General features: G+C 65.1%; 14 protein-coding genes. 6 read left to right on the top strand and 8 right to left on the bottom strand.

Going from position 1 to position 11,972, the window contains the following annotated elements; all coding sequences use genetic code 11:
- Nucleotide 1: 1 nt before the first annotated feature.
- Both GTP77_RS12075 and GTP77_RS12070 read left to right on the top strand, forming a co-directional pair.
- On the top strand, nt 2-1,132 hold the full coding sequence (locus GTP77_RS12075; protein WP_161072410.1) for a protein-glutamate methylesterase/protein-glutamine glutaminase: 1,131 nt from the start codon (nt 2-4) through the stop codon (nt 1,130-1,132).
- Nucleotides 1,129-2,382, top strand: coding sequence for an EAL domain-containing response regulator (locus GTP77_RS12070; RefSeq protein ID WP_161072409.1), 1,254 nt, complete (start codon nt 1,129-1,131; stop codon nt 2,380-2,382). Before GTP77_RS12075 ends, GTP77_RS12070 begins: the two co-directional genes overlap by 4 nt.
- A gap of 18 nt (nt 2,383-2,400) precedes the next feature.
- On the opposite strand, the gene GTP77_RS12065 is transcribed toward GTP77_RS12070, so the two are convergent.
- Nucleotides 2,401-3,318 (bottom strand): LysR family transcriptional regulator, encoded by a 918-nt coding sequence (locus GTP77_RS12065; protein WP_161072408.1) that lies wholly within the window; start codon nt 3,316-3,318, stop codon nt 2,401-2,403.
- 112 nt (nt 3,319-3,430) lie between these two features.
- On the opposite strand from GTP77_RS12065, the gene GTP77_RS12060 reads away from it, so the two are divergent.
- The 3 genes from GTP77_RS12060 to pncB all read left to right on the top strand — a co-directional run bounded on the left by GTP77_RS12060 (nt 3,431) and on the right by pncB (nt 6,291).
- Nucleotides 3,431-4,045: an FMN-dependent NADH-azoreductase gene (locus GTP77_RS12060; RefSeq protein WP_161072407.1), complete on the top strand. Its 615-nt coding sequence runs from the start codon at nt 3,431-3,433 to the stop codon at nt 4,043-4,045.
- A gap of 145 nt (nt 4,046-4,190) precedes the next feature.
- On the top strand, nt 4,191-5,072 hold the full coding sequence (locus GTP77_RS12055; RefSeq protein WP_161072406.1) for a cysteine hydrolase family protein: 882 nt from the start codon (nt 4,191-4,193) through the stop codon (nt 5,070-5,072).
- Between the two features lie 31 nt (nt 5,073-5,103).
- Complete coding sequence (gene pncB, locus GTP77_RS12050; protein ID WP_187358692.1) at nt 5,104-6,291, top strand: nicotinate phosphoribosyltransferase; 1,188 nt, start codon at nt 5,104-5,106, stop codon at nt 6,289-6,291.
- Here pncB and GTP77_RS12045 read toward each other — a convergent pair.
- The gene (locus GTP77_RS12045) at nt 6,288-7,250 is read right to left on the bottom strand and encodes a GlxA family transcriptional regulator (RefSeq protein WP_161072404.1); all 963 of its coding nucleotides are present in this window, start codon (nt 7,248-7,250) and stop codon (nt 6,288-6,290) included. The genes pncB and GTP77_RS12045 overlap by 4 nt on opposite strands.
- Before the next feature lie 17 nt (nt 7,251-7,267).
- Nucleotides 7,268-8,263, bottom strand: coding sequence for an SLAC1 anion channel family protein (locus GTP77_RS12040; protein WP_161072403.1), 996 nt, complete (start codon nt 8,261-8,263; stop codon nt 7,268-7,270).
- 260 nt (nt 8,264-8,523) lie between these two features.
- Here GTP77_RS12040 and GTP77_RS12035 point away from each other — a divergent pair, with 260 nt between their 5' ends.
- Nucleotides 8,524-8,847, top strand: coding sequence for a DMT family transporter (locus tag GTP77_RS12035; RefSeq protein WP_161072402.1), 324 nt, complete (start codon nt 8,524-8,526; stop codon nt 8,845-8,847).
- 14 nt (nt 8,848-8,861) lie between these two features.
- Here GTP77_RS12035 and GTP77_RS12030 read toward each other — a convergent pair whose 3' ends face one another.
- From GTP77_RS12030 to GTP77_RS12010, 5 genes are all read right to left on the bottom strand, one after another.
- On the bottom strand, nt 8,862-9,164 hold the full coding sequence (locus GTP77_RS12030; protein ID WP_161072401.1) for a hypothetical protein: 303 nt from the start codon (nt 9,162-9,164) through the stop codon (nt 8,862-8,864).
- A gap of 77 nt (nt 9,165-9,241) precedes the next feature.
- Nucleotides 9,242-9,541, bottom strand: coding sequence for an antibiotic biosynthesis monooxygenase family protein (locus tag GTP77_RS12025; protein ID WP_161072400.1), 300 nt, complete (start codon nt 9,539-9,541; stop codon nt 9,242-9,244).
- An 80-nt stretch (nt 9,542-9,621) separates the two neighbouring features.
- Nucleotides 9,622-9,867 carry a hypothetical protein gene (locus GTP77_RS12020; protein WP_161072399.1) on the bottom strand — a complete coding sequence of 82 codons (246 nt, stop codon included), beginning with the start codon at nt 9,865-9,867 and terminating at the stop codon, nt 9,622-9,624.
- Between the two features lie 104 nt (nt 9,868-9,971).
- Nucleotides 9,972-10,262, bottom strand: coding sequence for a hypothetical protein (locus tag GTP77_RS12015; protein WP_161072398.1), 291 nt, complete (start codon nt 10,260-10,262; stop codon nt 9,972-9,974).
- A 74-nt stretch (nt 10,263-10,336) separates the two neighbouring features.
- Nucleotides 10,337-11,971 (bottom strand): glycoside hydrolase family 43 protein, encoded by a 1,635-nt coding sequence (locus GTP77_RS12010; protein WP_161072397.1) that lies wholly within the window; start codon nt 11,969-11,971, stop codon nt 10,337-10,339.
- Nucleotide 11,972: the final 1 nt, after the last annotated feature.

The raw sequence follows: 11,972 nt of genomic DNA, 5'->3' as shown, positions 1-11,972 counted from the left end.
CATGAAAAAGATCCAGGTCCTGGTCGTCGACGATTCAGCGGTGGTGCGCCAGGTACTGAGCGCGCTGCTGAACGGCGCGCCGGGCATAGAGGTGCTGCACGCGGTGGCCGATCCGCTGCTGGCGATGGAGCGCATGCGCCTGAGCTGGCCGGACGTGGTGGTGCTCGACATCGAAATGCCGCGCATGGACGGCCTGACCTTCCTGCGCAAGATCATGGCGGACAAGCCGGTGCCGGTGGTGATCTGCTCGTCCATGACGGCCGACAGCACGCAGCTCTCGGTGGAGGCGCTGTCGGCCGGCGCGGTGGCGGTGATCAACCGCCCGCGCCTGAACGTGCGCGAATACCTGCACGGCCACGCGGAAGAACTGATCGCAGCGGTGCGCATGGCTGCGGGCAGCACGCCGAAAGCGGCGATTGCGCCGGCGGCAAAGGCCGCGCGGCCAGCCAAGCCGGCGCCTGCCGGGGGCACCCGCAAATACGGCCCGCTGCCGCCGGCCCCGGAAAAATTCACTGCGGACGCCATCCTCCCGGCGGCGGCGGGCGCGGTCTCGGTGCGCACCGAGCCGCTGGTGGCGATAGGCACCTCCACCGGCGGTACCCAGGCGCTGGAGGAGTTGCTGGCGGCGCTGCCGGCCCATGCGCCCGGCATCGTCATCGTGCAGCACATGCCGGAGAAGTTCACGGCGGCCTTCGCGGCCCGGCTGGACAGCCTGTGCGCCATCACCGTCAAGGAGGCTGAAAGCAATGACCAGCTGCGTCCCGGCCTGGCCCTGATCGCGCCGGGCGGCAAGCATATGCTGTTGCGCCGCAACGGCAACCAGTACTACGTGGACGTGATAGACGGCCCGCTGGTAAACCGCCACCGGCCCTCGGTGGATGTGCTGTTCCGCTCCGTGGCCAAGTGCGCGGGCGCCAACGCGCTGGGCGTGATCATGACCGGCATGGGCGACGACGGCGCCGCCGGCATGCTGGAGATGCGCAAAGCCGGCGCGCGCACCGTGGCGCAGGACGAAAAAAGTTGCGTGGTGTACGGCATGCCTATGGAGGCGGTAAAGCTGGGCGCGGTCGACAAGATCGTGCCGCTGGGCGCCATCGACCGCGAGATCATGGCGCAGCGGGGCGGCGCATGAAAGACTGGTCCACCCATACCGCGCTGGTGGTGGAAGACAGCGCCGTGCAGCGCACCCACATGGTCAGCATGCTGCGTTCGCTGGGCTTCGGCCTGGTGCTGGAAGCCTGGAACGGCGAGGACGCGCTGGAAGTGCTGGACCAGCACCTGCGCAGCAGCGGCCGGCAGGGCGTGCAGCTGGTGCTGACCGACCTGGACATGCCACGCATGGACGGCATAGAACTGATACGCCACCTGAACGAACGCAAACAGACCGACAGCCTGATCGTCATGAGCGCGCGCGACCCGCGCCTGCTCGAGATCGTGGAGAACATGGACGCCGACAATACCGGCCTGAATCTGCTCGGCACCCTGCTCAAGCCGGTGATGATGGACGACCTCAACGTGCTGCTGCGGCGCGTGGGCCAGGTGCGGCAAAGCCCGGCGGCGGTGCTGGAACGTCCCGACCTGCGGCTGGAAGACCTGGAGCAGGCACTGGCCGCGTCGCAGTTCGTGCCCGTGTTCCAGCCCAAGATATCGATGAGCTCCGGCCTGATCAAAGGCCTGGAAGCGCTGGCGCGCTGGGAGCATCCCGAGCAGGGTCTGCTGGCGCCGTGGCACTTCATCTCCTGCATCGAAGGCACGCCGCTGATGGCGGGCTTCACGCTGTCCATCGTGCAGCAGTCGCTGGCGCGGCTGGTGGAGTGGCAGCGCATCGGCCTGACCTCGATGAAGGTGTCGATCAACCTCTCGGCAGACATCCTGGCCGAGCGCGGCTTTATCGACAAGCTCGATGAGCTGGTGGAGTCGTATGGCATTTCGCCCGAGCTGGTGATCTGGGAGATCACCGAGACCATGGTGATGAACAACCTGGCGCAGGCGCTGGCCAACGTGGCGAGGCTGCGGCTGAAAGGCTACGGCCTGGCGATGGACGACTACGGCATAGGCTACTCCTCGATCCAGCAGTTGTCGCGCTGCCCGTTCACGGAGCTGAAGATAGACCGCATGTTCGTGGACGGCGCATCGCAGCGCCCGAACCGGCGCGTGATCCTGGAAAGCGCCATCGAAATGGGCCAGCGCCTGGGTGTGACCACGGTGGCCGAAGGCGTGGAAAAACTGAGCGACTGGGCGCTGCTGCGCGAGCTGGGCTGCGAACTGGCGCAAGGCTATCTGATCGCGCGCCCCATGCCGGCCGGCGAGATCGCCTCCTGGATCAAGGGCAACCGCGCCCGCCTGCGCAAGCTCTCGCTGCCCGCCACCGCGCTACGCTAAGGACGCGCAGGCAGCGCTTCAATAGGCGCCGTGCGGCAGGCTGTGGTCAAGGTCGAAGAACTGCTGCATCAGCCAGCGGCCGGCAGGCCCCGGCTCCTCGTCGCTGCGGTGGATCACGAAGAGCGGATACTGGAAGGCCTTGCCGTCGGCGATATCGAGCTGCACCAGGCGGCCGTTGCTTAAATCATCGTAGATCAGGGCGTGCGGCATGCTGCCCCATCCCAGGCCGCCGCGCAGCAGCGCGTGCTTGGACGCCAGGTCCCCCAGGCGCCAGTTGCGCAGGCCCACCACGCCGAAGTCCTTGCCGGCGGTGAGCTGGCTGCGGTCCGTCAGCACCAGCTGCATATGGTCGCGCAGCGCCGCCGCCGGAATCTTGCCCTCGATTTTGGCCAGCGGATGGTCCGGTGCGCACACCGGCATCATGGTCACCTCGCCGGCCGCGCGGCGCTCGATGGCGTCCGGCGGCGCGATCACGCCGCCGCAAATGCCGATATGGCACACCCGCTCCAGCACCAGCTGCGTCACCGCGCCCAGCGCCTCGGTGCGCAAGCGCATCGCCACGGTGGGATAGGTCTGCTGGAAGTCGTTCAGGATGCGCACCAGCAGGCAAGTAGGGAACATCACATCCACCACCAGCGACACCTCCGCCTCCAGCCCTGCCGACAGCGCCTTGGCGCGCGAGCGCATGCTGTCCACCTTCATCGACACGGCGCGTGCATCGGCCAATAGCGCGCGGCCCGCCTCGGTGAGCGTGGGCTTGCGCTTGCTGCGGTCCAGCAGCGCGATATTGAGCTGCTCCTCCAGGTTGGCGATGGTGTAGCTGATGACCGACTGCGTGCGGTGCAGCGCGCGCGCCGCATGCGCGAAACCGCCATGGTCGATAACGGCGATGAACACGCGCAGCTGGTCCAGGGAGGGAAGGCCGGGATCTCTCATGATCTAAAAAATCGATACTATCGATAGAAATTTACTGTATTTCCTCGATATTAAACCCGAACTAAGATGCATGCAATCCCAGCCGGGTCCCACATATTGAAGGAGCAGCATCATGGCAAACGTACTTTACATCAACAGCAGCGTGCGTAATTCCGGTTCCCTGTCGCGTCAGCTGTCGGCCGAATTCATCGCCAAATGGAAAGCCGCCAACCCGTCCGACACCGTTGTCGAGCGCGACCTGGCCGCCAACCCGGTGCCGCACCTGACCGAACAGATGATGGGCGCCTTCTTCACCCCGGCCGAAGCGCGCAACGCCGACCAGGCCTACACCGTCAAGACCTCGGACACCCTGGTAGCCGAAGTGCAGGCAGCGGACGTGATCGTGATCGGCGCGCCGATGTACAACTTCTCGGTCAGCTCCACGCTGAAAGCCTGGATCGACCACATTGCCCGTGCCGGCGTGACCTTTGTGTACGGCGCCAACGGCCCTGAAGGCCAGCTGAAAGGCAAGAAAGTCTACGTCTTCACCGCCGCCGGCGGCGTCTACAGCGAAGGCCCTGCCTCCGCCTACGACCACCTGAGCACCTACCTGCGCGCCGTGCTGGGCTTCCTGGGCATGACCGACGTCACCTTCATCCAGGCCGAAGGCGTCGCCATGGGCGAGCAAGCCGTCGCCGACACCCTGGCCAAGAGCCGGAAGTCGATCGACGACCTGGTCGCCGCCTAAGCAAGCTGAGCCGCATTCGCACCACTTCGGGGTCTGACCCCGAATTGGGGGAAATGCGGCTCAGGTCGCTTGTAGGAATCCGTGGCGTTTTGTAGGAATTCTTGGCGGAAGGTATCATGGGGCTATCGTGCCCCGGAGCCTGCCCATGAAACACAAACTGCATCTGCTCGTTATTGATCCGCAAAATGATTTTTGCGATCTGCCGCCGGCTTATTTGCCGGAGAATCCGGCGACCAAGGGCGTGCATGCGCCCGCGCTGCCGGTCCCCGGCGCTCACCAGGATATGCTGCGCCTGGCCGGCCTGATCAACCGTGGCCGCCACGGCTTGACGGCCATCAGCGTTACCCTCGATTCCCACCACCGCTACGACATCGCGCATCCCGGCTTCTGGCTCAACGCGGAGGGCGCCGCGCCTGAACCCTTTACACAGATCACCGCCGCCGACGTGCGCGAGAAGAAGTTCCTGCCGCGCGACAGCGCCGCCTTGCCGCGCGCGCTCGCCTATCTGGATGCGCTGGAACAGGCCGAACGCTACCGCTTGATGATCTGGCCGGTGCACTGCGAGATCGGCTCCTGGGGCCACAATGTGCACGAGGACGTGCGCTCGGCCTATAACCGCTGGGAGGACGCCGCGCTCGGCACCGTCGCCAAGATTACCAAGGGCTCCAATCCCTGGACCGAGCACTATTCGGCCGTGATGGCCGAGGTGCCCGACAGCGCGGATCCGGACACGCAGCTGAACCAGGCGCTGATCGATCGCCTGGCCGAGGCCGATCTGGTCTACATCGCCGGCGAGGCCGGCAGCCATTGCGTGAAGGCGACCGCCGAGCATATCGCCGCGCAGTTCGCGGCGCGCTTCGGCGAGGAGGGCTTGCGCCGCCTGGTGCTGATCACCGACTGCATGAGCCCCGTGGCCGGTTTCTGCGACCAGTACCAGGACTTCCTGGAGGAGATGGAAGAATCCGGCGTGCGCCTGGCGCAGTCGGGCGACGTGCTGCAGGAGCTGCTGCTCAATGCCGGCCGCTGATGCCTACACTGGCCGACAGGAGAACGATTTGATGATCCCCGTAGTACGCAGCCTGCTTGAAACCGACCTGTATAAATTCAGCATGTGGCAGGCTTTGCTGCACAGCCATCCCGGCGCGCATGCCGAGTATGAGTTCCTGTGCCGGAATACGCCGGTGTTCCCGCTGGCCGAGCTGGCCGACGAGGTCAACGCGCAGCTGGACCATTTGTGCGCCATGTCCTTTGCCGACGACGAGCTGGACTACCTGCGTTCGCTGCGCTACATGAAGCCGGACTTCGTGGACTTCCTGGCGGTGTTCCGCTTCCAGCGCAAATTCATCCAGGTGGAGGTCGTTGGCGAGACGCTGGCCATCCGTGCGGTAGGGCCGCAGGTGCACGTGATGGGCTTCGAGATCTTCGTGCTCTACATCGTCAACGAACTGTACTTCCGCCGCTTCGACCAGCCCGGCGCCTTGGCCGAGGGCCGCGAGCGCCTGCTCGACAAGATCGCGTCGCTGAAGGCCTTCGGCCTGCAGCCGGGCTTGCGCCATCCCTTCGAGTTTTCCGACTTCGGCCTGCGCCGCCGCTTCTCGGCCGAGTGGCACGACGAGGTGGTGCTGCGCCTGGCGGCGGAGGTGCCGCAGTATTTTAAGGGCACGTCCAATGTCTACCTGGCCAAGCGCCTGGGCACGGTGCCCATCGGGACCATGGCGCACGAGTACATGCAGTCCTTCCAGGCTTTCGGCGTGCGCCTGCGCGACTTCCAGAAGGCCGCGCTGGAGGACTGGGTGCAGGAGTACCGGGGCGACCTGGGCGTGGCGCTGACCGACGTGGTGGGCATGGACGCCTTCCTGGACGACTTCGACCTGTACTTCGCCAAGCTGTTCGACGGCCTGCGCCACGATTCGGGCGACCCGCTGCTGTGGGGTGAGAAGGCGCTGGCGCACTACGCGGCGCTGCGCATCGACGCCAACACCAAGCGCCTGGTGTTCTCGGACGGTCTGGACCTGCCGACCGCCTTCAGCCTGTACCGCCATTTCGCGGGCCGCATCATGACCGGCTTTGGCATCGGCACCAATCTCACCAACGACGTCGGCCTTACGCCGCTCAACATCGTCATGAAGCTGGTGCGCTGCAACGGCCAGTCGGTGGCCAAGCTGTCGGATTCGCCGGGCAAAACCATGTGCAAGGACGAGACCTTCCTGGCCTATCTGCGCCAGGTGTTCCACCACCCGGCTTAGTTCACCGTCTTCTGGAAGCGCATCCGGTAGTCGCCGGGTGTGACGCCCAGTCGGCGCTGGAACGCGCGCCGCAGTCCATTCGGGTTGCCGAAACCGCTCCACGCGGCCACGCGCTTGAGCGGATTGGCGGTGTCTTCCAGCAGACGACGGGCGGCGTCGATGCGGGCGCCCTCGACGAAGTCGGCCGGCGTCATGCCGGTGTCCTGTTTGAACAGGCGCGAGAAATTGCGCGTGCTCATGCCGGCGCGCGCCGCCATATCGTCCACCGACATCGGTTCGGCCAGGCTGGCCAGCACCCATTCCTGAACCTCTCGTATCGCACTGCGCTCGGACGATTGCGCGGCCAGGTGCGCGCTGAATTGCGATTGTCCGCCCGGCCGCTTTAGGAACATCACCAGTTCGCGCGCGGTGTTCAGCGCCGTTTCGCGTCCGAGGTCTTCCTCCACCAGGGCCAGCGCAAGGTCCATGCCGGCGCTGACGCCGGCGGAGGTGTACAGGGTACCGTCGCGCACATAAATCTGGTCCGCCTCTACATGCACCTTGGGATGCTTGCGCGCCAGCTTGGCGGAACTGTTCCAGTGGGTGGTGACGTGTTTGCCGTCCAGCAGGCCGGCGCGCGCCAGCAGGAAGGCGCCGCTGCAGACGGACCCGAGCCGCCGCACCTGGCCTGCCTGGGTGCGCAGCCATTCCAGCAGTGCTGCCTGGTCGTCCAGCGCGTCGATGTGCGGACTGCCCGCCACCAGCAGCGTATCGATGCCGCCGTCGACTGCATCCATCGCCGCGCTGGCAATCAGCGCCATGCCGTTCGATGCCTGGACCGGCCCCGCTTGCGGCGCCACCAGTTCAAGCTGATAGGCGTCCGGTTTGCCGGCTTGGCGCGCGGCTTCGCTGAACACTTCGAGCGGGCCGACCGCGTCCAGCATTTGCACGCCGGGGAAGATCAACAAGGCGATACGCATGGTGTGCTCCTCTGGGCTCAGGCTGTGAGCAGTTTGCCGGTGAACAGCGCATGAAGCGTGCGCACCAGCAGAGTGGCAATGGCGCCGGTAAGGAAGGCCAGCAGGGCGGCGGCCAGCACTGCGTGCACGCCGCTGCCGGTGGCGTCAGCGTACTTCAGGGCGGCGTTCGATAGGGCGGCCAGCGGGAAGCCGATGGCCCACCAGGAGGCGGCGAACCGCACCGAGGGGCGGAACACGCGCAGCGACACCACCACGAACATGAACAGGCCGAAGTAGAACAGCATGGAGGCGAACATGTCGGCTTGGTGCATCAGGTTGACGTAGGCCAGGAAACCGACTTCGAAAGGGGCGATCAGTATCATCAGCGAAGGTGTCATGCCGGCGGGCAGGGCTTCGCTGTGCACCAGGCGCGAGAAGATCAGTACGAAGAACACCACGGCCAGCACGCTGCCGATGGCCACGGCCAGCATATTCACTTCATACGCCCATGGCATCGGCATGGTGGCGCCGGTGACGGCGATGTCCAGCGTGGCCACGCCGGGGATCAGCCAGGCGGGAACGGCGCTGCCTGTTGCGGCGCTCCCGCGCAGAAGGCGGTTGACTACGATAAAGCTGAGCACGATGGTGCTTGCCACGCCCATGGTCCATACAGCCTGCTGCAGCACGGGGCTGTAGCGGTCCAGCAAGGTGGACAGCAGCAAGAGGGAGATGGTGATTGTGCCGAAGAAATTCCCGGCGACCGGATGCGTGAACTCCTTGCACACGGCGTCCGGATAGCTGGCTGCTTTCACCAGATAGCCTGCTGCGAGCAGCAGGAAGGCGGTGATGGCCAGCATGCCGATGCCATTGGCGATTGCGATGTCGGCGCCGAATGTCTTGGCTGCGAGCCGCCAGGCCAGGGCCAGGCCGGACAGACCCATGACCGAAGCAAACAGGTTGACTGGCAGATGCTGGATGGATGAGCGCCCGGCGGGCAGGGCGGCGGCGCTGATATTGGGGTTGGCAGCTTGCATGAAGAACTCCTGGGAGTGGTTTCGATGACTCATTATCTGCCGCGCAGGCTGTGGCTGAAAGTGATACAAAGCGTCAATTTCAGCCAAATATGCGCGGCGGCCAGCCATGCCGGGGGAGCTTGCAGCAGCAGGCTGGCCATTGGCCGAAACCGGCGCCAGTCTGGCCGTTGGCGCCGCCACGCGCCGCTAACACGCGCCCGCCGCCGCATCGCACAATCGCTGCCTGACCGCGTGCTGCGGTGGTTTTTCAAGGAATGATCATGGCTTGGATTTACCTGGCAATTGCCGGGCTGTTGGAGATTGCATTCGCGTTGGGAATGAAATGGTCGCAGGGCTTTACCCGGCCGCTGCCGGGCGTGGCGACCGCTGTGCTGGGGATTGCCAGTATCTGGCTGCTGTCGGTATCGTTGCGCGCGCTGCCAGTGGGGACGGCTTATGCGGTATGGACAGGCATTGGCGCCGTCGGGACTGCCCTGGTTGGCATCGTTTTTCTGGGCGACGCTGCCTCTCCGGCGCGCGTGGCCTGCCTGGCCGCCATTATCGGCGGGCTGATCGGCTTGAAACTGCTGGCCGGCGATGGGTGAGCGGCGGGCCGGGCTCAGGCGTCGATGGCGTTGTGGCGCTGCAGGATGGACTCGGCCTGTTCGCGCTGTTCGTCGTCCAGCGTGTCCACGCTGAGCAGGGCGACCGGGCGCGGGCGCCGCTCGTCGGTGCGGTCTACGTCGTCCGGCGTGAGGGAGTTGAAGATATTGTCGACCGCGCTGACGGTGGTGCTCTGTTCGCGCGCGCGGTGCGGCGCGAGCTTGAGGGCATTGGCCGGGAAGCCTGCGGCCAGCAGCGCGCCATGCGCGGCCTCGGCCTCTTCCTGCGACATGAAATTGCGGTGAATAGTATGGGCCATGACGGCGTGCTCCTGGTGTGCGTAATGGCTGGATTGTGCGCGAAAGCGGCGCGCTGTGTCGCCGCTTTCGGCCTTGCTTAGAATCCGGTGATGACGGTTTCGGTGTGCTCCACTTTAGGCGGCTGCGCAAAGAAGCCGCCCACCAGCGCGCGCCAGGCCTGGAAGTCTTCGCTGCCGCGGAAATCGACGGTATGGTTTTCCAGCGTGGCCCAGTTGATGACCAGGTGATAGGTATCGGGCCGCTCGATGATGCGCTCCAGGCGCATCGCCTCGCAGCCTTTGGCGCGCTTGAACAGCGGCACCGCTTGCTGCACGGCCGCTTCGAAGGCGGCGTTGGTGTCCGGTTTGATCTGGATTTCTGCAACTTCGTAAATCATGGTCAGGTCCTCTCGTTGGCAATCCATCCATTTTGCCCGAAAGCACAAAACCATGCAGGCCGTTGCTGCAATACCAGCAATCAGGACGGCGTGGCGGCCAGTGGCCGTCCGGGATCGGGCCGCTCTGGATCGAGGCCATCTTGCTTGCACTTTTCGATGTAGTACTGCACGGACTCAATAAACGCTGCTCTCAGGCCACCCACCGTATCCGCTTCATAAGTCACCAGATCACTGATCTGAAGGATTTTTCCGAACAGGCAGTCATCCTCCAGGCTGACTTCCACCGATCCCGTATATCCGGCATGGCTTAGGTAGACTTCGCTCATGTGTTCTCCTTGATGGCGACACCATAGCTTCGCGTTTGATAGGGATTAAGTCCTGCGGGTGTTGGCAGTCACTGATCCTTTAAATTGCAGCATCCTGTCGATTTCTACTGTCGATTGCCGCCTCTGCGGGGCGTGCTTTGCGTCTGCAGGCCCTGACGCAGGGCGTCGGCGTTGCAGTCGCGCTGGAAGCCTTCGGCGCGTTGGTCTTCGCTGACGCAGCCGGACAGCAAATCGTCGGTGCGGCCGGCGGATTGGCTGTTGCCGGGCGCGGCCGTGCCGCTGGCGCCGGACTGGCTGCTGCCGCCCGTGCCGCCTGCGCCCATGCTGCCGGCGCTAGTGGTGCCCGAGTGGGTCTGTTGCTCGAATTTACGGCGCCGTGGTTCATATGCGTCCATGATGGTCTCCTCATTTGCTTACGCGTGGGTACAAGGAGTATAGGATTCGTGCCGGCGAAGTCCAGATAAAGCTCCTATAGCATGGGATTGACGCAGTACGGCCGTTCGCGGTACTCGAAGTAGTCGAAATCGGCATGCAAGCCGCTGCCCGACATGTCCTGGCAGGCCATGCCTACAAATGTGCCGGTGAAGTTGGGCTGGCCGGGGGCGTTGGCTTCGTCCGACAAAATGCTGGCGTCGAATTGCTGCGGCAGCCATTGCCAATCGCCGCCGTCCACTCGATAGCCGAAATACAGGCGCTCCTCGTCCACTTCCACCCGCAGCTGCACCGGAACGCCCGCCGGCAGCGGAATGGGGGCGGTGAAGGTGTCGGTTTGCACGTGATTGGGCAGGCTGCTCATCACACGCAGATGCTTGCCCACCGTCTCGTCGTGCGTGATGTAGAGGTAGTGGAACTTGGCGCCGCCGTAATAGCACACCAGGCCCGCCTGCTGCTGGTAATGCTCGGGCTCGAACTCCACCACGGTGGCCGCGCTGTAGCAGTGCGCCTGCTGGCGCCGCGCCACCAGCGCCTGCCGGAACTGGCTGCCCAGCGTTTCGCGGCCGTACAGGCGCAGATGCCCCGGCCGATCGGTCAGGCTGAACAGCTCCTCCGGCCACGGCGTGCGCAGCCACTGGAAGGCAATGGGCAACTGGGCCGCATCGAAATCCTCGCGCTCAGGCCCGGCGGCAAAGCGGTGCTCCGGCAAGCCGGGCGCGGCTGCCTGCAGCTGCGGCGTGCCTTGCCCGTCCTCGGTGCGCAGCCAGCCATCTTCGCCCCACACCATGCGCTGGATGGCCGTCTCGCGCCCCAGCGTGCAGGTGCCGCGATTGCGCAGCGGCCGTCCGCACAGATACACCATATAAGTCTGGCCGTCTTGCGTCTCGACCAGGTCGCCATGGCCGGCGCGCTGCAGCGCGGCGTCCGGGCGGTTGCGCGCACTGAGAATGGTCTGGTCGGGATGCAGCTCATACGGCCCGTGCAGATCGCGCGAACGCGCCATGGTCACGCCGTGGTTCCAGCCGGTGCCGCCCTCGGCGGTGAGCAGGTAGTAGTAGCCCTTGCGCTTGTAGATGTGGGGACCCTCAGTCAGCCCATGCGGCGTACCCTTGAAGATGTTCTCGCGGCGGCCGATCAGCTTGCCTTCCTGTACCGAGTATTCCTGCATCACGATGCCGTTGAAGCGGTTGCTGCCCGGACGGTGGTCCCACAGCTGGTTCAGCAGGTACTTGCGGCCGTCGTCGTCATGGAACAGCGAGGGGTCGAAGCCGCTGCTGTTGAGGTAGACCGGATCGGACCAGGGGCCGTCAATGGACGGGCTGGTCACCAGGTAGTTGTGGAAGTCGCGCAGCGAAGCGCTGCCGCTGGCGCCGCCGGTGGAGGTGCGGCCATAGCGCTTGACGTCGGTGTAGATCAGCCAGAACAGGCCGTCCGCATAAGTCAGGCAGGGCGCCCACACGCCGCAGGAGTCCGGCGCGCCCAGCATGTTGAGCTGGCTGGCGCGCGTGAGCGGGCGGCTTAGCAGGCGCCAGTTCACCAGGTCGCGCGAGTGGTGGATCTGCACGCCGGGATACCACTCGAAGGTGGAGGTGGCGATGTAATAGTCATCGCCCACACGGACGATGGACGGGTCGGGATTGAAGCCCGGCAGGATGGGGTTTTGTATCATG

It is taken from the genome of Pseudoduganella aquatica, from assembly GCF_009857595.1.
Taxonomy (GTDB): domain Bacteria; phylum Pseudomonadota; class Gammaproteobacteria; order Burkholderiales; family Burkholderiaceae_D; genus Rugamonas; species Rugamonas aquatica_A.
This window is presented reverse-complemented; position numbering and strand designations above follow the sequence as displayed.